Origin of the sequence: Polyangium mundeleinium (assembly GCF_028369105.1) — a bacterium.
Lineage (GTDB): Bacteria > Myxococcota_A > Polyangia > Polyangiales > Polyangiaceae > Polyangium > Polyangium mundeleinium.
In genome coordinates this window covers 673,574-697,079 of the sequence record NZ_JAQNDO010000001.1, presented here as the reverse complement: position 1 = coordinate 697,079, position 23,506 = coordinate 673,574, and the positions used below count along the sequence as shown (strand labels likewise).

The 23,506-nt window shown below is 70.6% G+C and carries 10 protein-coding genes and 1 pseudogene; 5 read left to right on the top strand and 6 right to left on the bottom strand.

Going from position 1 to position 23,506, the window contains the following annotated elements:
* Positions 1 to 57: 57 nt before the first annotated feature.
* The gene (locus POL67_RS02845; RefSeq protein ID WP_271915306.1) at positions 58 to 2,535 is read right to left on the bottom strand and encodes a tetratricopeptide repeat protein; all 2,478 of its coding nucleotides are present in this window, start codon (positions 2,533 to 2,535) and stop codon (positions 58 to 60) included.
* A 434-nt stretch (positions 2,536 to 2,969) separates the two neighbouring features.
* Here POL67_RS02845 and POL67_RS02840 point away from each other — a divergent pair, with 434 nt between their 5' ends.
* A complete protein-coding gene (locus POL67_RS02840) occupies positions 2,970 to 3,764 on the top strand; it encodes an enoyl-CoA hydratase/isomerase family protein (protein ID WP_271915302.1) in 795 nt (264 codons plus the stop codon).
* Between the two features lie 163 nt (positions 3,765 to 3,927).
* On the opposite strand, the pseudogene POL67_RS02835 reads toward POL67_RS02840, so the two are convergent.
* Positions 3,928 to 4,608 (bottom strand): annotated as a pseudogene (locus POL67_RS02835) (3-hydroxyacyl-CoA dehydrogenase family protein); the annotation flags it as partial.
* Positions 4,609 to 4,971: 363 nt separating this feature from the next.
* Here POL67_RS02835 and POL67_RS02830 point away from each other — a divergent pair.
* From POL67_RS02830 to POL67_RS02820, 3 genes are read left to right on the top strand one after another with little or no spacing between them, the layout of a single operon-like run.
* Entirely contained in the window at positions 4,972 to 16,212 is an 11,241-nt protein-coding gene (locus POL67_RS02830; protein ID WP_271915299.1) for a tetratricopeptide repeat protein, read from the top strand.
* Complete coding sequence (locus POL67_RS02825) at positions 16,209 to 16,850, top strand: lysophospholipid acyltransferase family protein (protein WP_271915296.1); 642 nt, start codon at positions 16,209 to 16,211, stop codon at positions 16,848 to 16,850. Before POL67_RS02830 ends, POL67_RS02825 begins: the two co-directional genes overlap by 4 nt.
* A gap of 20 nt (positions 16,851 to 16,870) precedes the next feature.
* Positions 16,871 to 17,749, top strand: a complete 879-nt coding sequence (locus POL67_RS02820; RefSeq protein WP_271915293.1) for an aminotransferase class IV — start codon at positions 16,871 to 16,873, stop codon at positions 17,747 to 17,749.
* A 64-nt stretch (positions 17,750 to 17,813) separates the two neighbouring features.
* On the opposite strand, the gene POL67_RS02815 is transcribed toward POL67_RS02820, so the two are convergent.
* The 4 genes from POL67_RS02815 to POL67_RS02800 are packed head-to-tail and all read right to left on the bottom strand — an operon-like array spanning position 17,814 to position 21,332.
* The gene (locus POL67_RS02815) at positions 17,814 to 19,904 is read right to left on the bottom strand and encodes a hypothetical protein (protein WP_271915290.1); all 2,091 of its coding nucleotides are present in this window, start codon (positions 19,902 to 19,904) and stop codon (positions 17,814 to 17,816) included.
* A 36-nt stretch (positions 19,905 to 19,940) separates the two neighbouring features.
* A complete protein-coding gene (locus POL67_RS02810; RefSeq protein ID WP_271915287.1) occupies positions 19,941 to 20,321 on the bottom strand; it encodes a RidA family protein in 381 nt (126 codons plus the stop codon).
* Positions 20,322 to 20,337: 16 nt separating this feature from the next.
* Positions 20,338 to 21,009, bottom strand: a complete 672-nt coding sequence (recR, locus tag POL67_RS02805) for a recombination mediator RecR (protein ID WP_271915285.1) — start codon at positions 21,007 to 21,009, stop codon at positions 20,338 to 20,340.
* Complete coding sequence (locus POL67_RS02800) at positions 21,009 to 21,332, bottom strand: YbaB/EbfC family nucleoid-associated protein (protein ID WP_271915282.1); 324 nt, start codon at positions 21,330 to 21,332, stop codon at positions 21,009 to 21,011. Before POL67_RS02800 ends, recR begins: the two co-directional genes overlap by 1 nt.
* A 148-nt stretch (positions 21,333 to 21,480) precedes the next feature.
* Between POL67_RS02800 and dnaX the strand changes: the two genes are divergently transcribed.
* Positions 21,481 to 23,499 (top strand): DNA polymerase III subunit gamma/tau, encoded by a 2,019-nt coding sequence (dnaX, locus tag POL67_RS02795; protein WP_271915279.1) that lies wholly within the window; start codon positions 21,481 to 21,483, stop codon positions 23,497 to 23,499.
* Positions 23,500 to 23,506: the final 7 nt, after the last annotated feature.

Here is a 23,506-nt window from a genome sequence, read left to right as displayed (position 1 = left end):
ATCGGTCCTCCGTGCGCCCGGCACTATACCGGGCGCGGAGGACACGCCATCCCCTTTTTAAAGAATCCCGGGGAACTCGGTGTTGACGTCGTCGATGAGGTCCTGACGACCGATGCGCAACCAGGCGTCGCGCGCCGCGTAAAGGTGGTTCTTGAAGATGTCCGGGTCCGCGGCGACCTGGGCCAGGCGGTAATGCGTCCAGCCGATCGAGTAATCGTCCTTGAGGGCCGCGAAGAGGCCGAGGGCGTTCTCGTAATGCGACCGGGCCGCGTCGTGCTCGAACTGCGTGAGCGCGATGTCGCCGAGGCTCTGGATGCAGTTCGCCTCGCCCATTTTCTCGCCGACCTCGCGGAGCAGCGGGAGCGCCGCGAGGTAGTACGCCTGCGCGTCCTCGATCTCCGTGCACGCGAGCGCGACGTCGCCGAGGGTCGACAGGCACGTGCCCTCGGCGAGTTTGTCGCCAAGCTCCTTCAGGATGGGCAGGGCCTTCTGGTAATGCTTCTCGGCCACGGAGTGCTCGCCGAGCGCGAACGCGATGTCGCCGAGGTTCTGCAGGCACTGCGCCATCGAGAGGCGATCGCCGAGCTCTTCGAGGAGCGGGCCGACCTCCTGGTAGAGCGCGCGCGCCTCGTCGTACTGCGTGCCCTGGAAGGCGATGTCCGCGATGCCCTTCATGCAGTTCGCGCTCGCCGCCTTGTCGCCGAGCTCGTTGTAGATCGGCAGCGCTTCCTTGTACCGCGCGCGCGACTCCTCGTAGTCGTCGCGCAAGGCCGCGATCTCGGCGAGGTTGCGCAGGCAGTTGGCCTCGCCGAGCTTGTCGCCGATGTGCCGGTAGTACGGCGCGGCGTCGGTGTAGCGGAGCTTCGCCTCGTCGTACTCGTCGCGCTCGCTCGCGATGTCGCCGAGGCGCATGAGGCACGCCGCGATGCTGAGGCCCGCGCGCGCCTGATGGAAGAGCGGGAGCGCGTCGAGGTAGCGCGCGCGCGCCTCGTCGACCTCACCACGCGCGAGCGCGATGTCGCCGAGCGCCTGCGTGCAGTCGGCCTCGCCAAGCTTGTCGCCGCCTTCCCGCGCCGCGTCGCGCGCGCGCTCGACGACGCGCGGCGTGCAGTGGCCCGAGGAGCCGATGAACGTGGCGAGCGCGACGGACGCGTCGATGCACGCGATGCGGTGCGGGCCGTCGATGCCACGCAGGATCATCGCCTCGATGTTGTCGCTGTCCGCCGCGAGGCGCGCCGCGCTCTCGTCCCCCGCCGGCCATCCGACGTTCGGACCGTTCGAGAGCGCGAGGCCGGTGTACCGCTGCGTCGCCTTCGCCGACTCGTCAGCGCCAGGGCGCTGCAAGGCGACGATCTCACGGACGGCGCGGCGCAAGCGGGAACGCCCCGACGCATCCTGCGCGAGGCCGAGGGCCACGAGCGCAGCGCCCGCGTCGGCGGTGCCCGAGGACGCGAAGGCCGCGAGGTCCTCGGCGCGGACGCCGTTCGGCAGCGCAGCGAAGAGCGGCGCGAGGCGGCGCGCTTCGTCCGAGAGGCGGCCGCTCGCGAGCGCGAGGGCGACGGCGATCTCGATGGCGCTCGCCGACTCGGGGCCGTCCTCGCGCATGAGGAGCTCGTTCTGCTTCTGGTGCCAGGCGCGGACCGCGAGGTCGAGCGGACCGTCACCGGCCGCGCGCGCGAGCAAGGCGAGCGCGAGGGGATTGCCCGCGGCCTCGGTGAGCGCGAACGAGAGGCCCGGATCGGAGCGGCGCGCGTCGCCGGCGATCGCGAGGAACGCGGCCCGCGCGGAGGCCTCGTCGAGGGGTTTGACCGCGGCGACGTGGAAGCCGTCGGGCGGCGCCGCGCTCGATCGCGACGTGGCGATGACGGCGACGCCGGGGATGGCCGTGAGCCTCTGGAGAAGGTCGCGCACGTTCGCGGGGTCCTTCGCGAGGGGCACGTCGAGATCGTCGAGGACGATCAAGGCCGGCGCGCGGCGCAGCGACTCCGCGATGCGGTTGAGGAGCGGCGCCTCGGGCGTGACGCCGAGGGCGCGGCTGACCTCGACGACAGCCGCTTCGGTGTCGGCCGCCGTGTCGAGGTGCGCGACGTACCTGCGGCCGCCGAAACGACGAACGGACGCGTCCGCGTGGAGGAGCGCGAGCGCGAGTGTCGTCTTGCCGAGGCCGGCGTCGCCGACGAGGAGCACGGGCCCGGGCGCGTCGCGATGGACGTGTGCCGCGAGCTCGGCGAGGAGCGCGTCCCGACCCACGCAGGGTCCTGCGTCGGGCACCGGCGTTCCGGCGACCCGTTTGTCCTCGGCGAGCAGGTGCTCGTTCCGAGCGACGGCAACGGGGTGCGCGCCGGAGATCTTGTCGAGCAGAACCTTGAGATCGGCGTTGTCCACGAGGAGCGCGATCTTGCCGGCTCGATCGGCTCCGCGCGCGACGCGCCGGGCGATGGTGCCGAAGTTCTGTGCGACGAACGCTTCGACGTCTGCGTCTTGAGGCAGGACTTCCGCGAACAGCCGGTTCAGACCGGCCTTGGTAAGGACCATACCCGGCAGTTTCACCCCGAGACGCACGCGGGGACAAGATCGGTTGCGTTCCGGTCGAGCCTCGAACGCCGTTTGGAGGCCGGCCCGCGGAGGGACCACGCATCACGTTCCGAAAGGCTCGGTTCTGCCCGCTCCGCCCTCTTCCGTCGTCACGTAGTCCCGAGCACAACGACTGCGCATGACGGAGCCACCTCGGCGGCGAGGTGACCATGCGAACGAGTCGGATCGGCCCGGTCGATCGTCGTTTCCGTGCACGAGTCGCGCACTTGCGCTCGACAAGGAGCGCGCGGGTGTCACACTCCAACTCGTCGCGCGCGTGCCGGTCCGCCCCCCCCAACCGGTGCGCTGCGCGACTTTTTTTTGCCCTCACGGCAAGCCGCGCCGGCCCCTCGTCCCGTCTTCCCACCGAGGCCGCGCCCTGGTAACGCGGCGCCATGACGGATACCGACCTCGTCCTCGTGGAGCGGACCGGCCCGATCGCGACGCTCACGATCAACCGGCCCACCAAGATGAACGCGCTGAACGCGCACCTCGTGGCGGAGCTCGCGCGAGCGTTCGAGGCGCTCGCGGCCTCGGCCGACGGGGAAGACGCCGTGCGCGCGGCGATCCTCACGGGCGCGGGCAAGGCGTTCGTGGCAGGCGCGGACATCGGGGAGATGGCGGAGATGACGCCGGTGGCGGCGAAGCGGTTTGCCGACGCGGGGCAGCGGCTGTGCCATCGGATCGAGGCGCTGCCGTTCCCGGTGATCGCCGCGGTGAACGGGTTCGCGCTCGGCGGGGGCTGCGAGCTCGCGCTGGCGTGCGACTTCATCTACGCGGCCGAGGGCGCGAAGCTCGGGCTGCCCGAGGTGACGCTCGGCGTGATGCCGGGCTTCGGCGGAACGCAGCGGCTGCTCCGGCGGGTGGGCGCGGCGCGGGCGCGGGAGCTCGTGTACACGGGCGACATGGTGAGCGCGGAGCAAGCGCTCGTGATGGGGCTCGTGAACGCGGTGCACCCGGCGGCGGAGCTCGTCCTCAAGGCGAGGGAGACGGCGCAGAAGATCGCGTCGCGGGGGCCGCTCGCGGTGGCGGCGGCGAAGCGCGTGATGCTGCACGGCGAGGGGGTCGACCTCGCGTCGGCGTGCGAGCACGAGGCGCAGGCGTTCGCGGGGCTGTTCGGGTCGGAGGATCAGCGGGAGGGGATGAAGGCGTTTTTGGGGAAGACGAAGCCTTCGTTCCTCGGGCGCTAGCGCGCGAGGCTGTTCTTCGTCTTCTGGCCCTTCTCGTCGTACACGTAGAAGCCGCGGCCGCTCTTCTTGCCGAGCCAGCCGGCCGCGACGAGGTTCCGGAGCAACGCCGCGGGCGGTACTTGTCCTCGCCGAGATCCTTGTGGAGCACCTCGGCGATGGCGAGCACCGTGTCGAGGCCGATGAGGTCGGCGAGCTCGAGCGGGCCCATCGGGTGGTTCAGGCCGAGCTTCGCGCCCGTGTCGATGTCCTCGGGGCTGCCCACGCCCTCCTGCAGGGTGAAGCACGCCTCGTTGAGGAACGGAATCAACATACGGTTGACCAAAAAGCCCGGTCGATCCTCGGACGTGATCACGGTCTTGCCGAGACGAACCGAGAGCTCGTGCACGAGCGTGTAGGTCTCGGGCGAGGTCTGCACGCCACGCACGATCTCCACGAGCTTCATGAGCGGAACGGGGTTCATGAAGTGCATGCCGATGACACGCTCGGGGCGCGAGGTCGCGGCAGCGAGGCGCGTGATCGAGATCGACGAGGTGTTCGAGGCGAGGATCGCGCCCGGCGCGAGCGCGGCGTCGACCTTGCGGAAGAGGTCGATCTTGAGATCGACGTTCTCCGTCGCTGCCTCGACGGCGAGCTCGACGGAAGAGAAGGCGGTCATGCTGCCGGCGGGGACGATGCGATCGAGCAATGCGCGATGCTCGTCGGCCGACATCTTCCCTTTCTCTACCTGCTTTCCGAGGATACTGCCGATCAGCGACTTGCCCTTGTCCGCGATCTCCAGGGATGCGTCGCAGAGGACGACCTCGATCCCGGCCGCGGCGGCAACCTGAGCGATGCCACGACCCATCTGGCCTGCGCCGATGACACCAATCCGTTTCACGGAGGAAGCGTTCATGGGCCCGCTTGATAACCCAAGGTGCGGCCGCGTGGAACGGCCGAGGGCGCGCGAGGGCAGGACGGGGGCTTTCCCGCGGGGTTTGCCGCGCCGCGAGCGGACGGCCGGGCCGGGATGGAAACGGCGCCTTGAAACGCCGGTCGAATGCAGCGTAGAGTCGGCTCGCGTCAAATAAATCCGAGGATCCTTCTCTCGACGACGCATGGCGGGAGAAGGACGAGCTGTCTGGTCCAAGGAGCCTTGCGCTGCACGTCGAGGTGCAGCGTATGGGTGACCGGATGATCGTGTCGTTGTGCTTCGCCGACCGGGGTAACGATGAGCGTTGAGAAAATTCGCGTGGCCCTCGGGGTCCTGCAGTCCGATCCCGAGAACGAGGCGGCCTGGAACGATCTCGCGGAGGCAGTGACGGCCCCCGACACGTCGACGAACGACGTGGAGCGTCTCCTGGGGCTCGCACGGGCCAAGCAAGAGGAGCGGAAAGAATGGGGCGCGGTCGCCAAGCTCCTCGAGCTGGAGATCTCCTTCGCCTCAGAGACGCCCGTCGAGCCGCCGATGCAGGCGGAGCTCGCGCGCATCTACAACGAGGAGCTCGCCGACGCCGACAAGGCGCGAGCCGCCTACGAGCGCCTGCTCGAGCTTCGGCCGAACGACGACGCCGCAGCCGAGGCGCTGGAGAGCGACGCGACGAAGCGCGAGCGGTGGAGCGAGATCGTCGACCGCTACGTGGCCGAGTCCGAGAACGCAGACGGCCCCGCCTTCAAGAGCTCGCTTCTGGCGAGCGCGGCGGACGTGGCGCTCCGGTACGGGCACGCCGAGGCGCGTGATCGAATCGACGAGCTCATCGGACTCGCGCTGGCGCTCGATCCGAAGAACAGCCGCGCGACGCGGCTGCTCGAGCGCGCGAGCGTGAAGGTTGCCGACTGGGACGGCGTGACGCGGGCGCTCTCGTTCACGCTGCGCGAGGGCGCGACGAAGGAAGATCGGATCGCGGCAGGGCTCAGGCTCGGGCGCGTCGCGGCGGAGAAGCTCGGCGACAAGGGCCGCGCCCGCGACGCCTTCGCGCAGGTGCTCGACATGCAGCCCGGCCAGGCGGACGCGCTCGCGTTCCTCGCCGAACATTTCACCTCGAACGAGCAATGGGACGAGCTCGTCGCGCTCTACGAGGATCAGCTCAAGGGCGGCGGCGTGAAGCCGGGCGAGGAGCTCGGTGTGCTCGTCCAGATCGCCATGGTGCACTGGCGGATGCGGGGCCAGCCGCAAGCGGCGGAGGCGTACTTCGATCGCGTGCGTCGCGCCGATCCGACGCACGCCGGCATGCTCGCGTTTTTCCGGGAGCACCTGCTCGCCAAGGGCGACAAGGCGCGGCTCTACGCGATCCTCACCGACGCCCAGCGCGCGCTGCCCGACGGGGCCGACAAACGCGCGATCGCCTCGGAGCTCGCCAAGCTCGCCGAGTCGACCGAGAACGCGCACAAGGCGATCGATCAGTACAAGAACATCCTGCGCACGGACCCGGACAACCGCGACGCGCGCGACGCCCTGAAGCGGCTCTACATGCAGACGGAGGGCTACAACGCCCTCGTCGAGCTCTACCGGCAGGAGCTCGAGCGCACGCCGCAAACGGACGTGCAAGGTCGCATCCAGGTGCTGCGTGACATCGCCTCGGTCTACCGCGACCGCGCGAAGAACGACGCGGCGCTCGTCACGGTGCTCACGCAGATCGCGCAGCTCGACGAACGCGACATCGACGCGGTGCGTGAGCTGACGCGGGTCTACGAGACGCTGGGTCGCTGGCGTGACCTGCTCGCGTACCAGCAGAAGCTCGCGGAGCTGTCCACGAGCGACGCGGAGAAGGCGAACCTCTACCGCGCGGTGGCGCGGCGCTGGGTCGACCAGTTCTCGAACGTCCAGAACGCGGTGTCGGCCTACGAGTCGCTGCTCGCGGTGGCGCCGGGCGACGACGAGGCCGAGTCGCGGCTGAAGGAGCTCTACCTGAAGCGGCGCTCGTGGGCGCAGCTCTACGCGCTCTACGAGGCGCAGCTTCCAAGGACGGAGGACGCGGCGCGCATCGAGCTGCTCGGCGAGATGGCGAAGCTCGCGGCCGAGCGCCTCGATCGCGGCGCGGACGCGATTGCGCACTACAAGCAGATCCTGGAGCTCGACGCGTCGGCGCCAGGTGTGCTCGACGCGCTGGAGAAGCAAGCCGAGCGCGACAAGGATTTCGCGACGGTCGCCGAGGTGCTCGAGCGGCGCGTGGACGCGGCGACGGACGACGCCGGCAGGCTCAACGCGCTGCAGAAGCTCGGCGCGGTGTACGCGGAGCGGCTCAAGGATCCGGTGGCGGCGGCGCGCACGTGGCGCCGCGTGCTCGTGCTCTCGCCGGGGCATGCGCGCGCGCTCCGCGTGCTGCGCGAGTCGTACGTGGCGTCGGGCGACTGGGACGGGCTCGAAGAGCTCTACGCGTCGCAGAACGACTGGGAGGGGCTCGTCGAGTTCCTCTCGGGCGCGGCCGACAAGACGACCGAGCCGAACGTCAAGCTCGACATCTCGTTCCGCGCGGCGCGGATCTACGAGGAGCAACTCGGCGCGCCCGAGCGGGCCGTGCGGTCGTACGAGCGTGTCCTCAGCGTGTCGCCGACCGACGCGCGCGCGGCCGCTGCGCTCGTGCCGATCTACGAGAAGGAAGAGAAGTGGGCGCGTCTGCCCGCGCTCTACGAGATCCTGCTCGGCGCCACATCGGACGTGGAGGAGCAGGTCTCGATGCTGCGCAAGCTCGCCGCGGTGACGGGCGGGCCGCTCGCAGACAAGCAGAAGGCACTCGGCTACGCGCGACGCGCCTACGAGCTCGACGCGAGCGAGGATGGTCTGTCGCTGCTCGAAGCGTGGTCGCGCGCGGCGAGCTCGTGGGGTCCGTTCGTCGAGGCCGTCGAGGCGCGGCTGAAGCGCGACGAGGAGATCGACAGCGCGACGCGGCGCGCGCTGAAGCTCCGGCTCGCGGAGGTGTACGCGCGCGAGCTCGGCAAGGTGGACGAGGCGGCGGCGACGTACCGCGAGCTCGTCGAGTCGGATCCGACCGACGAGGAGACGATCCGCGAGCTCGACGCGCTGCTCCGCGCGAACGAGAAGAAGGACGATCTGCGCTGGCTCTTCCAGCTCCGCGCCGATCAGGTCGAGGGCGAGGCCCGTGCCGAGATCCTCGAAGAGTGGGCGACACTCGAAGAGGAGGTGTTCGGCGACAACGCGCAGGCGATCCTGCTCCTGCACAAGGTCGTCGAGGTGACGCCCGCGCGTGGGGAAGCGCTGCGTGCTCTCTCGCGCCTGCTCATCGCGGCGGGCGAGGCGGCGGCGGGCGCCGAGGTCGTGGCGCGTCACCGCGACGTGTCCGACGGCGAGCAGCGCGGTCGGTGCGAGGTCGAGCTCGCCACGCTGTACCTGGAGAAACTCGAACGGCCGGTGGACGCGTTCGACGCGGCGGTGCGTGCGCTGGAGATCCTCCCGCACGAAGCCGATGCGGTGAGCATCCTCGCGCGCCTGCTCGACAAACCGGAGACGCGCGCGCAGGCGGCGCAGGTCCTGTCGAGCGAGTACGCCGAGACCGGTGACGCGCGCCGCGAGGCACACGCGCTCCGGGTGCTGCTCGAAACCGAGACCGACACGTCGACGCGGCTCGCGCTCTTCCTCAAGCTCGCGGACGTCAACGAGGAGAAGCTCCGCGCGGTGGGCACGGCGCTCGACGTGGTGCTCGGCGCGCTGAACGAGTTCTCGAGCGAGCTCACGGTCTGGGATCGGGCCTCCGAGCTCGCCGCGCGGGCCGGTCGCCCGACGGATCTCGCCGAGGCGTACCGGACCCACCTCGTCGCGGCGCGCAACGTCGAGGGTGACAAGAAGCTGCCCGACGACGTGGAGATCGAGCTCTGCGAGCGCGCGGCGATGCTCCACGACGACCAGCTCGGCGATCCGGAGGGCGCGATGCCCTACCTCGATCGCGTGCTCGCGGTGGACCCGACGAACGAGCGGGCGTTCTCGCGCCTGAAGCAGATCCTGACCAACGCGGAGCGGTGGGGCGAGCTCGAAGCGCTCTACGACAAGGCCGCGCAGGGTACGCCGGATCAAACGACGCGGATCTCGCTGCTCAACGACGTCGCCGTGATCGCCGAGGAGATCATGAGCGATGCGGCGAAGGCCATCCGTTACTACGAGCGCATCCTCACGCTCGACGCGTTCTACGAGCCGGCGCTCGACGCGCTGCAGAGGCTCTACGAACGCGAGGGGCGGTGGAAAGACCTCGCGGCGCTCCTGGAGCGACGGCTGGAGACGTCGACCGACGAGGAAGCGGCCGACATCAAGCTGAGCCTCGGGCGGATCTACCTCGATCGCCTGCACGAGCCGGCGCTCTCGCTCGAACACCTCGAGCGTGTGCTGGAGCATCGGCAGGGTGACGCGGAGGCGCGCCAGCTCGTCGAGCGTCTGCTCGAAGTGGGCAGCCTGCGCCTGCGCGCCGCGCGCGTGCTGGAGGTCGTGTACGAGGCGCGCGACGAGGTGCGTCAGCTCGTGCGTGTGCTCGAAATCCGGCGCGAAGGCGCAACGGAGGAGCACGAGCGTCGCGAGCTCTTGCGCCGCGTGAGCACGCTGCGCGACGACCGGCTGCGCGACGACGCGGGCGCGTTCGCCACGTTGAGCGAGCTCGTGCCGCTCGAGCCCGACGACGCGGTCGTCCGTGAGCGCTTCGTGGACATCGGCCGCAGGCTCGCCGAGCACGAGAAGATGGCGACGGTCCTCACGGCGGCCGCCGACGCGTGCAGCACGCCGCCGACCCAGGGCGAGATCCTCATGGTCGTCGCGCAGATCTGCGCGGACATGCTGGGCGACCTGGATCGGGCCGAGAAGGTCTACCGGCGCGTCCTCTCGATCGACGAGACGGATCCGAACCTGGTGATCCCGGCGGCGCAGGCGCTCGCCGAAATCTACACGGGCAAGGGCAAGCACGAGGCGCTCGCCGAGGTGCTCGGCATCGAGGTGCGCCTCGAAGAGGATCTCGAAAAACGCCAGAACCTCTACCGCCGCATCGGCGAGGTGTACGAGTCGGTCCTCGAAGCGCCCGACAAGGCGATCGGGGCCTGGCGCGCGCGCATGTCAGACGATCCGGAGGACCTCGAAGCGCTCGCCGCGCTCGAACGTCTCTACGAGCGCACGGGCGAGTGGCGCGAGCTCGTCTCCATCTTGGAGGCGCGGCAGACGCTCTCGAACGACGCGAACGAGCGCAAGCGGACGATGGTGCGCGCGGCCGAGACGCTCGCGAGCAAGCTCGACGACGTGTCCGGCGCGATCTCCGGCTGGCGCAACGTCTCCGACGAGTTCGGCCCCGAGCCGGCCACGCTCTCGGCGCTCGAAGCGCTCTACGAGAAGGCCGAGCGGTGGTCGGATCTCGCCGACACCCTCGACGTGCATCTCTCGCTCGCGAACGAGCTCTCGGAGCGGCTCGATCTGTTCGCGCGGCTCGGCGACGTGCGGCGCCTGCACCAGAGTGATCTGCCGGGCGCGCTCGACGCGTACCGCCAGGCGCTCGTCCTCGATCCGGCGAACGTGCGCTGCAGGAACGCGCTCGAAGCCTTGCTCGAGGATCCCGAGGCGCGGCGCGACGCGGCCGAGACGCTGCACCCGCTCTACGAGGCCGACGGCGACAGCGAGAAGCTCTTGCGTGTCCTCGAGATCGAGGTGGAGACGGCGGACAGCACGGGCGAGCGTCTCTCGAACCTGCAGAGCGCGCTCCGCACGGCGGAGGGTCCGCTCAGCGACACGGGCCGGGCCTTCGGGTACGCGGTGCGCGGTGTGCGCGAGGCCGCGGGTGAGCCCGAGGTCGCGCAGTGGATCGAGACCGTCGAGCGCCTCGCGAAGGCGACGGGCCGGTGGGCGGAGCTGTCGGAGCTCTACCGCTCGGTCGTGGACTCGATCCTCGACGGCGACGTGCAGCAGGACGTGCGGCTGCGCGTCGGCGAGCTCGCCCGGACGAAGCTCGACGACAAGGCGCTCGCGGTCGAGTGGTACAAGAACGCGCTCGAAGCGAGGAGCGACGATCGTCGCGCGATGGTGGCGCTCGAAGAGCTCTATGGCGAGGCGAACGACGCGCCGAACCTCTTGGAGATCCTCCGGCAGCGCGTCGACAACGCCGCAGACGACGTCGAGAAGAAGCGCCTCCTCTTCCGCCAGGCGGAGCTGCAGCGCGACGCGCTCAAGGATCCGAGCGGCGCGATCGAGACGTACGAGGCGCTGCTCGACGTCGAGCTCAACCCGAAGGCGATCGACGCCCTGGAGACGCTCTACAAGGAGTCGACGCGCTGGGAGGACCTCATCAAGCTCTACGAGCGTCAGCTCGATGGAGCGGTGGGGGCGCCGGCCGAGCTCCGCGTGAAGATCGCGAAGGTCGCACACGAGCGGCTCGAGGACGTGTCCCGCGCGTTCGACGAGCTCGCCGAGGCGCTCGTGATCGACGCGGCGCACGTGGGCGCCGTGGGCGAGCTCGAAGCGTTGCTCGAAGCGTCGGAGAACCCGGCGCACCGGGCGCGCGCGGGCGAGATGCTGGAGCCGGTCTACCTCCGCCGCGCCGACTGGGCGCGCGTGAAGATGGCCCTCGACGCGCGGCTCGCCGCGAGCGAGGACCCGTCGGAGCGGCGCGATCTGCTCACGCGCCTGGCAACGCTGCACGAGGAGCAGCTCGAGGATTACAAGGCCGCCCTCGAGACGGTGGCGAAGCTCCTGCACGAAGACCTCGGCGACGAGGGCGTGTGGCACGAGCTCGAGCGCCTCGCGAAGGTGGCGAGCGCGGAGCGGAGGCTCGCCGAGATCTACTCGGCCGAGCTCACCGAGATCACGGTCGACGACGGACAGAGCGCGAAGCTCTGCCGCCGGACGGGCGAGATCTACGCGGACCTGAACGACGTCACGAGCGCGCTCAAGTGGTACCGGCGCGCGCACGAGTTCGAGCCGGAGTCGCGCGAGCTGTTCTCCGCGATTGACGGCCTGCTCGTGCGGGAGCGCCGCCACGAGGAGCGCGTCGAGCTCTACCGCTCATCGCTCGACTACCGCTACGACAAGGAGCGGCTCGACGCGCTGCACACGATCGCGCGCCTCGAACGGATCGAGCTCAAGCAGCCCGAGAAGTCGATCGAGACGTACCGGGCGGCCCTCGACGTCGACGAGTCCGACGCGCGCGCGCTCGACGCGCTGACCGAGCTCTACGCGGAGCTCGGCCGTGATCAGGACCTCGCCGATCTCTACCTGCGGCGCGCCGCGGCCGCGGCGAACGGCGAGGCCGGCGCTCCGTACCGCCTCGCGCTCGCGCGGCTGCTCCGCGACAAGATCAAGGACACGTCGTCCGCGATCGATCAGCTCGAAGCGATCGTCACCGACGTGCCGTGGCATCAGGAGGCGATCAAGGAGCTCGAAGCCCTCACGCGCGATGAGGAGCACAAGGCGCGCGTGGTGGAGATCCTCCGCCCGCTCTACGAGCGCAGCGACGACTGGCGCTTGCTCGTGAAGCTGAACGAGGAGCGCTACCACCTCGCGAGCGAGGTGCACGAGAAGGTCGCCGTGCTGCGCGAGACCGCGCAGCTCTGGGAGACGCGTGGCAACGATCGAGGCCTCGCCTTCCGCTCGATGCGCGCGGCCTTCGCCCTCGACCCCGAGGACGGAGAGACGCGGGCCGAGCTCGAGCGCCTCGCGACGATGCTGGGCGCCTGGGAGCGGCTCTGCGAGAGCTACGAGCAGGGCATCGAGAAGACGACCGACGACGTGGTCAAGCGCGAGCTTCTGCTCGCCGTGGCCAAGGTCTACGACGAGAAGGTCGACGATCCGCGGCGCGCCCTCGGCGCCTACCGGAGGCTCAGCGAGCTCGATCCGACCGAGCGTGATCCGCTCGAAGCGATCGACATGCTGTCGATGCTGCTCTCCGACTGGCAGACCTTGATCGCGGTCCTCGAAAAGAAGAGCGAGCTTGCCTCGGACGACGAGAACGCCGCCATCTGGCGCCGGATCGCCGAGACGAAGCTGCAGATGCTCGACGACGAGGAGGGCGCCATCAAGGCATACGAGCGCGCCCTCGAGCTCGATCCGGAGAGCACGGTCACGGTCGACGCGCTCATCCCGCTGTACGAGCCACGCGACGCCGCCCAACGCCTCGTCGAACTCTACGCGCGTCGCGTGGAGCTCGCGGGCTCGGGTGAGGCCGACCTCCGGTACGACCTCAACGTCCGCGCGGCCGAGCGTTACGAGAAGTCCCTCGACAACCGTCGGGAGGCGATCAACGCGCTCAACGCAGCGCTCGACGCGCGCCCCTCGGACGCGACGGTCCTCACCTCGCTCGAACGGCTCTACCGCGCCGAGAAGATGTGGGACGAGCTGCTCGACAACCTGAAGCTCCAGGCGAGCACGGCGGACACGCGTGAGACGCGCGTCAAGCTCCGGACCGCGATCGGCGACCTCTACGCCGCCGAGCTCGCGAGCCCGCAGGACGCGCTCGAACACTACCGCATGGTGCTCGACGACGACGCCACGAACGATCACGCGATCAAGGCGATCCGCGCGATCGGCGAGGGTCGCGAGGAGCTGCGCCTCGACGCGGCCGACGCCCTCGAGCCCGTCCTCCGCGCGGCCTCGCGCTGGGAAGAGCTCGTCGGCGTCCTCGAAATGCGCCTCAAGGCGCAGACCGAGGGCATCGACCGCGCCCGCACGCTCCGCGCGATCGCGATCGTCGAAGACGAGAAGCTCAGCAAGCCGCTCGCCGCTGAAGGCGCGCTGCTCCGCGCGCTCGAAGACACGCCGGACGATCCCGAGCTCCACGCCGAGATCGAGCGGCTCGCCGAGCGCTCCGAGGGCTTCGGCCGTTACTGCGACGCCCTCTCGCAGCGCGCCGCGGCGACGTTCGACGCGGTCATCGCGAAAGACCTGTGGCTGCGCGTCGGTCGCATCGCCGAGGACAAGCTCAAGGACGATCGGCGCAGCGTCGAGGCGTACGCGAAGGCGGTCGAGCAAGCTGGCGACGAGCCCGCGCTGCTCGAGGCCCTCGACCGTCTCTACTCGCGGCTCGGGGACAACAAGGCGCTCGCCGACGTCCTCGAACGTCGCGTCGCCGCGATCTCCGACGAGCGCGAGCAGGCGAACTTCCACCACCGGCTCGCCACGATCCAGATCGAGGCGTTCGGCGAGAAGTCGCAGGGCCTCGCAACGCTGAAGCAGGCCCTCGAGCGGGCGCCCGATCACGGGCCCTCGCGCGAGGCGCTGGAGAAGCTCACCGACGAGCGGTCGCTCTTCGAGGAGGCCGCCGAGGCCCTGGAGAGCGTCTACAAGTCGCAGGGCGATCACGCAGCGCTCGCGAAGCTCTACGAGAAGCGCATCGGGTTCGTCGGGACGCCCGCCGAGCGCGTGCGGCTCCGGCTCGATCTCGCCAAGGTCCTCGAAGATCGCTCCGGCGATCCGAAGGCGGCCCAGGGCGCGCTCGAAGCCGCGCTCAAGGACGACCCGGCCGACGTCGACGTGCTCGCGGAGCTCGAGCGCCTCGCCCCGATCACGGGCGGGTGGGCGAGCGCCGCGGACGCGCTGGAGAAGGCCGTGTCCGAGAAGAGCGACCTCTCGACGGACGCGGCGCGCGACCTGTGGATGCGCATCGCCGAGTGGCGCAAGGACAAGCTCGCCGACAACGCCGCTGCCGAACGCGCGCTCGAACAGGCGCTGAAGCACGACCCGACGAGCGAGACGATCCTGCGCAACATCGAGGGCCTGCAGCGCGCGGCCGGCCGCGAGCGTGACCTCGTGGGCACGCTGCGCCGCCTCGCCGGGCTCGACGGCCTCGGCCACCTCGCCTCCGACCTGCGCCGCGAGGCGAAGGGCCTGGCCGAGGGCGTGCTCGCGGACGACGCGCTCAGCGAGGCGATCCTCCGCGACATGATCAAGGCCGACGACAGCGATGCGTGGGCGCTCGCGGAGCTCACGAAGGTGCGCGACAAGGCGGGCGATTCGAAGGAGGTCTTTGATCTCCTCGTGCGCCAGGCCGAGCTCGCGGCCGAGGGCGAGAAGATCCGGGACCTCAAGCACCGCGCGGCCTCGGTCGCCCGGGAGAAACTCTCGGACGACAAGAAGGCCCTCGACCTCTACAGCCAGATCTTCGAGGACGAGCCGAACGACGCGAAGGCCTCCGACGCGCTGCGCGAGCTCTATGCGAAGGGCGGCAAGCACAAGGAGCTCCTGAACGTCCTCTCGCGCCTCGTGGACCTCGCGGAGACGCCTGCGTCCCGCGCCACGCTCCGCCTGGAGAGCGCGCGGATCTGCATCGAGAAGCTCGACGCGACGAGCGAGGCGATGGAGCACCTGCGCGCGATCCTCGACGAGGAGCGCACGCACGAGCAGGCCACGCTGCTCCTCTCGCAGCTCCTCGAAAAGTCGGGCCGCGACGACGAGCTGGCCGAGCTGCTCAACACGCAGATCGACCTCGCCAAGGAGCGCGGCGATCTCTCCGCGGAGCTCGTCTACAGCGTGCGCCTCGGTGAGGTCTTCGAGAACCGGCTGAACAACGTCCCGAAGGCGATCGAGACGTACAAGGCGGTGCTCGAGCGCGACGGCAACCACAAGGGCGCGCTGCTCTCGCTCGCGCGCCTCTACGAGAAGAAGGGCGACAAGGCCGAGGCGGCCAAGGCGCTCGAGACGGTGCTCTCCTCCGCCAGCGGCGAAGAGGCCGTCAAGACGTCGCTCCGCCTCGCGGATCTGTACACGGCGCTCAAGGACGAGGCGGCGGTTCGTCGTGTCCTCGAAGCTGGCCTCAAGGCCGACGAGCGCGCCGCGGACATCCGCAAGAAGCTGCACGCGCTCTACGAGAAGCAGCAGGCGTGGGCCGAGCTCGCCGACCTCGTGAAGGGCGACGCCGACGCCGCGACCGAGCCGGGCCAGAAGGTGCAGCTCTACCGCAAGGCCGCGGACATCCACCTCGGCAAGCGGAACGATCCGGGCGCCGCGGCGGACCTGCTCGTGAAGGCCTCGGAGCTCGCCCCCGGCGATCGCGAGCTGCTCCTCGCGCTCTGCGACGCCTACAGCGCCTCGGGCCGCGGCAAGCAGGCCGCGGAGGTGCTGCAGAAGATCGTGGAGTCGTACGGCGGCCGTCGCTCGAAGGAGCTTGCGACGATCCATCACCGGCTCGCCAAGGCGTACCTCGCCGAAGGCGACAAGGAGAAGGCGCTCACGGATCTCGACATCGCGTTCAAGATCGATCCGGGCTCGATCGCGATCCTGCGCGACCTCGGCGTGCTCTCGATGGAGCTCGGCGAGGCCACGGAGGAGAAGGCGGCGCGCGACGCGCACTTCGAGCGCGCGCAGAAGACCTTCCGCGCCCTGCTCCTGCAGAAGCTCGACGAGAATTCGCCGATCTCGAAGGCCGCGGCCTTCTACTACATCGGCCGGATCCTCCACGCGCAGGGCGATGACAAGAAGGCGATCCAGCAGCTCGATCGCGCGATCGACGCCGACAAGAACTTCGCGCCCGCGAAGGAGCTGCTCGCCAAGCTGAAGAAGTGACGCACGCACGGCGACGAGCCCTCGGCTACGCAGCAGGGCTCGTCGCTCGCGCCTTCCTCCGCTCTGTCCGCTTCTCCCTCGTCACCCACCCCGATCTCGACGGAACCGACGGCACCCCCTGGGTGCTCTCCTTCTGGCACGGCCAGCAGTTCGCGCTGCATCGCTGGCGCAAGCGACGCCGCACCGCCGTGCTCGTCAGCCTCTCCGACGACGGCGAGATCCAGACCGGCGCGCTCGGATCGCTCGGGCTCGTCGTCGAGCGAGGTTCGTCCACCCGCGGCGGCGCCATGGGCCTCAAGGGCATCGTTCGCCGCATGCGACACGGTCATGACGCGGCCTTCGCCGTCGACGGCCCACGCGGCCCGCGTGGCGTCGTGCGCGGCGATGGCGATCGCGTCGGCGCGATCCTCGCGGCCCGCCTCGCCGGCGGCCTCGTCGTGCCGCTTGCCTCGGCTTGCTCCTCCGCGTGGGTCCTCGCGCGCACGTGGGACAAGTTCGAGATCCCCCGCCCCTTCTCGCGTGTCGCCGTCGCGCTCGGCGCGCCGCTCGATCCACGCGGCCTCGACGGAACCACCCTCGCGCGCGCGATCGACGCGTCTCGCGAGACCGCCCTGCGCGCGCTCGGCGCCGATCCGTGACACGCTCTCGGGCGACGACCATGAGCCGCATCGCCTGCATCGACGGAGTCATCCACGCGCCCGAGGACGCCAAGGTCTCGGTCTACGACCGCGGCTTCCTCTACGGCGACAGCGTCTTCGAGACCATCCGCACCTACGGCGGCCGCCCCTTCGCGCTCGACGAACACGTGCAGCGCCTCGAACGATCGGCCGCGCAGGTCGCGATCCCCATGCCGATCGATCCGACCGCGTTTGCCGCCGAGATCGAGCGTGCCCTCGCAGCCGCGGCGAACCCCGAGAGTTACGTGCGCGCCACGCTGACACGTGGCTCCGGTCCGCTTGGCCTCGATCCGCGCCTCGCGACGCATCCGCTGCGCGTGATCCTCGTCGAACCGCTGAAGCTCCTCCCGGCGGTGATGTACCGCGACGGCGTCTCCGTCATCACGCATCGCACCGAGCGCGCCTGCGACGCCGCGCACGGCGCCAAGGTTGGCAACTACCTCGCCAGCGTGCTCGCGATCCGCAAGGCGTGTGACGTCGGCGCGCACGAGGCGCTCATCATCAACACGGCGGGACAGATCGTCGAAGGTACGACCTCCAACGTGTTCGTCGTGCAAGGACGAACCCTGATCACGCCTCCCGAAGAGGCCGGGATCCTCGCGGGGATCACGCGCGCGCACCTCCTCGCGATCGCGGGCGAGGCTGGGCTCGCCGTCGCGTTACGCCCGCTCGTTCCGGAGGACGTACGCACGGCGGACGAGGTGTTCCTGTCGTCGAGCTTGCGCGAGATCCTGCCCGTCGTCGCTGCCGACGACGCGCCGATTGGCAGCGGCAAACCGGGCGCGCATACGCGGGCGTTGCACCTCGCCTTTCGGCGGCATGTCGGGATGGGCGACGCGAAAGCGCCCTGGGAAGGCTGAACCTCTTCTTCCTTCCCCCCTCTCCATGAGTGGAGAGGGGGAACAGGGGGGTGAGGTCAGGCGATCAGGTCGAAGCTTCCTCCGCAGGAGCGGAAGCCTGCGGAGCCGCCTGCGGCCCGAGCGGCGCCACCGGGATGCGGAGCGAACCGCCGCCCTGATGCGCGAGCACGCTGATCCCCTTCTGGAAGAAGCCCAGCAGGAACGGGATCTCGTTCGGCGGCGACGTGATGAGCCCCGCCTCCTTCACTGCGCGCGCCACCGCGAGCACGTCCGTCGCGCGGTCGTTGCCCTTCCGCGCGCGCACCGAGATCGCCGCGTCCTTCATCCGCGTCGCGACGATCGCGCGCGCCTCCGGCGAGAAGAAGCGATCCGTCGCGGCCGCGATCTCCTCGGTCAGCGCCGCGTTCACGGCTTGCGGATCCCGCACGCCCTCCGGCCCGAGCCGCTGGCCGAGCCGCTGGAGCAGATCCTCCAGGCTCCCGCGATCGGGCAGCCACGACCGGAACTCCGGCTCCTCGTGCAACGTCGCCGACCCGGGCGCGCGCGCCCAGGCAACGTCGCTCGTGATCTCGGCTTCGAGATCGGCCAGCGGGTGCGCCGGCTCGGCCTCGGGACAGGGCTCCACGAGCTCGCGGCAGCCTTCGAACCCGAGCGGCACGATCTGCCCCGACGTCGCGTTCTGCTTGCGGGCCGTGGCGATCCGATGACGCGCCCACTCCAGCGGCACGGGCGCAGGCGACACGCCGAGCCCTTCGAGCGCGCGGTTCCGACCTTCCTTGAGCTGCGAGCCGCTCATCCAGGCGCTGCCCGCGTTCAGGATGCCGATCGGATCCCTCACGATCACCTCGGCCAGGTGGTAACGACCGCTCGCGTCGCGGCTCGTGATCGAGATGGCCGACGTCCCGCTTCCGTCGGGCGGCAGGAACGTCGCTTCGAGCGTCGCCTCGGCCCGCGTGTCCACGCGCGCCACCCGCGGCCGCGTCGGGATCGCCGTCCCGCGCGACTTCAGGATGTTGAGCGCTCGACGCGCGGCCTTGCGCGCGACGCCCGGCGCTTCGTCCGCGTCGGCCACCGCTACGATCGCCTCCACGTTCGAGGCCGCGAGCCACGCGTCCACGAGGGCCGCGCTGTGGTCGCCTGCCTTGCGCGCGGCCTCCGCGGCCGTGTCCCAGCCGGCCGACAGATCGGCCGCCTCGAACGCCGGGGCTGCTGCGGCCGCCGGGGCCTCCGCGGCGCCTTCCGCCTTCGCGGGCTGCGCCGGGGCTTTGCCCTTCGCCTGCGCGGCCTTCGCCTTCGCGGCGAGGGCTTCCTTCGCCGTCAGGGCCGGCTTCGGCGCGCCAGCCTTCACGCCACCGCTCGCCTTCGGGGGCGGCGCGATGATCGTCACGATGTTCGGCTTCGGCGCGACCGGCTTCGCGACGGGCGCGGGCGCGGCCGGCTTCGCGGGCGGCGCGGCCGGCCTCGCGGCGACGGCCGGCTTCGCCTGGGCCTCCCCTGCGGCGGCCGGTCCGGCGGCGCTCGGCGCGGCGGCTTGCGGACGATCACGACGCGGACCTGCACCCTCGGGACGCGGCCCACGATCCGGCCTCGGCCCACGATCCGGCCTCGGTCCACGATCCGGACGCGGACCCCGGTCCGGCCTCGGCCCACGATCCGGGCGCGGGCCTCGATCGAAGCGCGGCGGCCTCTCACCGCCTTCGGTGCGGGCCTGACCTTCCCCGGGCGGGCCGGCCGGGCGGGGCGGACGCGGGCCGGGGCCCGGGCCCATCGCCGAGCGCGCGGCACCCGGGCCGGGGCGCGGGCGCATCCCTTCTTCCTGACGCGGAACGAAATCGCCGCCGTGGTCCCTGCGGGGGCCGCGGGGCGGCGGCCTGCCGCTGCTCGGCCTTGGGGTACCGGCCGGCGGGCGGGGCCCACGCATGTCGATCCGGCGCACGCCTTCCGGCCTTCCGCCGGGGCCGCTCGCGGGCTTCGGCGCGGGCGCCGCGGCGCCTTCACCTGCGGCCGGCTCCGTCTTCGCCTCCCCGGCCTCTTGCGTGGGCTTTCCTTCCGCCGGGTTCTCGCCCCCGGGCTCGCCCTCGCGCCGCGTGCTCGCCGAGCGGACGATCCTGCGCGTCTTCTTTTCCGGGTTGTCGCTATCGTCCTTGGTGGTCATTTCGAGGCTCCCCTGGGGATTGACTTTGCCCAGGCGTCAAACATGGGCAATCGCATCGATTTCGACGGCGGCGCCCTTCGGCAGCGCCGACACTTGAATGGTCACGCGTGCGGGCGGCTCGGCGCCCACGACTTCTCCGTAAATCCGGTTGACGACCGCGAAATCGCCGAGATCGACGAGCCAGATCGTCGTCCGCACGACGTCGGGCCAGGACGCGCCGGCGGCGCGGAGCACCTCGCTGAGGTTCGCGAGCGCTTGCTTCGTCTGTGCCTCGATCCCGCCCGCGACGAGCTCACCCGTCTTCGGGTCGATGGGGATCTGGCCACTGCAGAAGACGAGGTTCCCGGCGCGCGTGGCCTGCGAATAGGGGCCGATCGCGGCGGGGGCCTCGGTCGTGGAAATGATGGTTTTCGGCATCTCTCGTACCCTCCGTTCAGCCGAAGCTCTTCCGGCCTTCGATGGCGCGGCCGAGCGTGACTTGATCGGCGAACTCGAGGTCACCGCCGTGGGGCACGCCGCTCGCGATGCGGGTCACGCGCGCGCCGAGCGCGGCCATCTCGCGCGCCACGAGCAGCGCCGTCGCCTCGCCGTCCACCGACGGCGGCGTCGCCACGAGCACCTCGCTCACCGGCGCCTCGGCGTCCGTCACGATGCGCTTCAGCCCCTCGAGCGGCAGATCCTCGGCCGAGATCCCGTCGAGCGGCGAGAGCAGCCTTCCGAGCACGAAATACTTCCCGCGCATCACCCCGCTCCGCTCGATGGCGAGCAGGTCTTGCACCCGCGCGACCACGCAGAGCAGCGCCCTGTCGCGCCGCTCGTCCCGGCAGATCGCGCAACGCACGAGCTCGCCCGGCTGCGCGCCTTCGGCGACCTCGGCGATGTTTCCGCAGCGCTCGCAGGGCCTCACGTGATCGCGCAGCACGGCGAGCTCGGTGCCGAGATCGTGCGCGACCTCCTCGTCCGCTGTCGCCAGGAACAGCGCGAAGCGTTGCGCGGTCTTCTCACCGACGCCTGGCAGCCGCGCGAACAGGTGCGCGACGCGCGTGAGGCGTTCGGGTAGGGAAGAGCTGCGCGTGACGTAGGAGGTGGGGCTCCGCGTGGCCACTACGTGTGCATTCCCGGGATCTTCACGCCGCCCGTGACCTTGGCGATCTCGGCTTCGACGTGCTTGTCGGCCTGCTCGAGCGCCGCGTTTGCCGCGACCGCCACCGCGTCGAGGGCCATCTCCAGGCCTTCGGCGGCGAGGAAGTCCGGATCGATCGCGATCTTCCGGACCTTGCCTTCGCAGGTCACGGTGACCGAGACCTTGTCCGACGCGGCGGTCGCCGAGATCTCGTGGTCCTTGATCTTGGCTTTCGCCTCGTCGATTTTGCGCTGCATCCGGGCCGCTTGGCGGACCAGCTCGTTCATTCCACCGCGAAATTGCATGGGAGGAGCGTGTATGCCGTGAAGTTGGCTGGGCTGCAAGGCCGGACGAACGCCCGCGCGCGCCTCTTCGCTCGCTCGGCGCGCCCGCCGTGGCGGTCCGGCTGCGTCGCAAGACGCCAGCGCGCCTTTCTGCTACGTCGAGGCGGCGATGAGCTACGTCGTCCTCGCGCGCAAGTACCGACCGCAGTCGTTCGAGGACCTCGTCGGTCAGGGGCACGTCTCGACCACGCTCGAGAACGCGATCGCCAAGAACCGCGTCGCGCATGCCTTCTTGTTCACGGGCGTCCGCGGCGTCGGCAAGACGACGAGCGCGCGTATCCTCGCGAAATCGCTCAACTGCGTGAAGGGTCCGACGTCGAAGCCCTGCCAGGAGTGTGCTCCTTGCAAGGAGATCACCGTCGGCAGCGACGTCGACGTCCAGGAGATCGACGGCGCGAGCTACACGGGCGTCGACGACGTCCGCAAGCTCCAGGAGAGCCTTCCGTACCGGCCTTCGCGCGACCGGTTCAAGATCTTCATCGTGGACGAGGTCCACATGCTCTCGAACAACGCGTGGAACGCGTTCCTCAAGACGCTCGAGGAGCCGCCGCCGCACGTGAAGTTCATCTTCGCGACGACCGAGGTCCACAAGATCCCGGTCACGATCCTGAGCCGCTGCCAGCGCTACGACTTCAAGCTCATCAGCGCGCTCTCGATCACGGCGCGCCTGCGCTTCGTCCTCGACCAGGAGGGCGTCGCGTTCGAGGACGCCGCGCTCTCCATCATCGCCCGCGAGGCGGCGGGCAGCATGCGCGACGCGATGAGCCTGCTCGATCAGGTCCTCGCGTGGGTCGGCGTCGACGGCGACAAGCTCACGGCCGAGGGCGTCGCGCGGGTCCTCGGCGTCGCGGATCGCTCGGTCCTCCACGGCCTCGCAGCCGCGCTCGTCGACGGCGACGCCGAGGCGTGCCTGCGCACGGTCTCCGACCTCGCGCATCAGGGCTACGATCTCCCGCACGTCGCGCGGGACTTCCTCGCGCATTTGCGCGACCTCGTGGTCGCCAAGGTCTCCGCGGATCCGACGGGCCTGCTTGACCTCGCCGACAGCGAACTCGCCGACGTCAAGACCCTGGCGGCGCGCGCGGACGCGGACGACCTCGCGCGCTTGCATCAGGGGTTCTCGCGTTCCTACGACGACATCACCCGGAGCGGCCAGCCTCGCGCGGCGCTGGAGATGACGCTCGTGCGCCTCTCGCGCCGGCCGCCGCTCATGCCGGTGGACGAGCTCTTGCGGCGGATCGGGGACATGGAGCGCCGCTTGCTCGGGGGAGGCGGCGGCGCGCCGGGCCCCTCGGGCGGCGCCGGGCAGGGACGGCCCATGCAAGGCGGCGGCGCGCCTCCCGGCCAGCGTCGGGCGTCCGCCTCCGAGGCTTCGTCGTCTTCACCGGCCCCATCGGCGTCTTCCCCGGTGCCTCCACCAGGTTCCCAAGCCTCTCCGGCGCCTTCACGGGTGGCTCCGGCGTTTTCACAAGCCGCTCCGGCGTTTTCACAGGTCCCTCCGACGCCTTCACGGGTGGCTCCAGCGTCTTCACAAGCCGCTCCGGCGTCTTCACAGGTCCCTCCGACGCCTTCACGGGTGGCTCCGGCGTCTTCCCGACCGCCTCCGGCCAACGGCGCCGCCTACACAAACGGCGCCCCCTACACGAACGGCGCGGCCCCCCCCAACGGCGCCGGCCGCATGGCGGCCCCGAGCGCCCCCGACCTCGCCACGTTTCGCGCCGTGATCGAGCTCGTCCGCGCCAAGCGCGCGCCGCTCGCCTCCGTGCTCGAACATGCCGCGCTGCTCCGCATCGGCCCCGACGGCATCGTGCTCGGCTTCGAGGACAACTCGTTCCTCGGCAAGCAAGCGCAGGAGCCCGTCGCCAAGGAGGGCATCCGCGCCGCCCTCGCCGCGCATTTCGGCGGCAAGCCCGACGTCACGTTCGAGACACTCCGCCCGCAGAGCGGCGCCGTCACGGTCGCGCAGATCGACGGCGCCGACCGACGCGCCCGCCTCGACAACGCGCGCCGCGCCATCGCCGATCATCCCCTCGTCACGGCCGCGATCGAGCTGCTCGGCGCCGAGCTGCGCGACGTACGCCTCGGACACGAAGACGCCGCTGCCGCCGAGCGCATGTCCACGCGCTAGGATCAGC

Bases quoted from the DNA above. Each gene is read 5' to 3' on its own strand.
- POL67_RS02845 (WP_271915306.1), bottom strand. From the start codon at position 2,535: ATGGTCCTTACCAAGGCCGGTCTGAACCGGCTGTTCGCGGAAGTCCTG.
- POL67_RS02840 (WP_271915302.1), top strand. From the start codon at position 2,970: ATGACGGATACCGACCTCGTCCTCGTGGAGCGGACCGGCCCGATCGCG.
- POL67_RS02830 (WP_271915299.1), top strand. From the start codon at position 4,972: ATGAGCGTTGAGAAAATTCGCGTGGCCCTCGGGGTCCTGCAGTCCGAT.
- POL67_RS02820 (WP_271915293.1), top strand. From the start codon at position 16,871: ATGAGCCGCATCGCCTGCATCGACGGAGTCATCCACGCGCCCGAGGAC.
- POL67_RS02815 (WP_271915290.1), bottom strand. From the start codon at position 19,904: ATGACCACCAAGGACGATAGCGACAACCCGGAAAAGAAGACGCGCAGG.
- POL67_RS02810 (WP_271915287.1), bottom strand. From the start codon at position 20,321: ATGCCGAAAACCATCATTTCCACGACCGAGGCCCCCGCCGCGATCGGC.
- POL67_RS02800 (WP_271915282.1), bottom strand. From the start codon at position 21,332: ATGCAATTTCGCGGTGGAATGAACGAGCTGGTCCGCCAAGCGGCCCGG.
- dnaX (WP_271915279.1), top strand. From the start codon at position 21,481: ATGAGCTACGTCGTCCTCGCGCGCAAGTACCGACCGCAGTCGTTCGAG.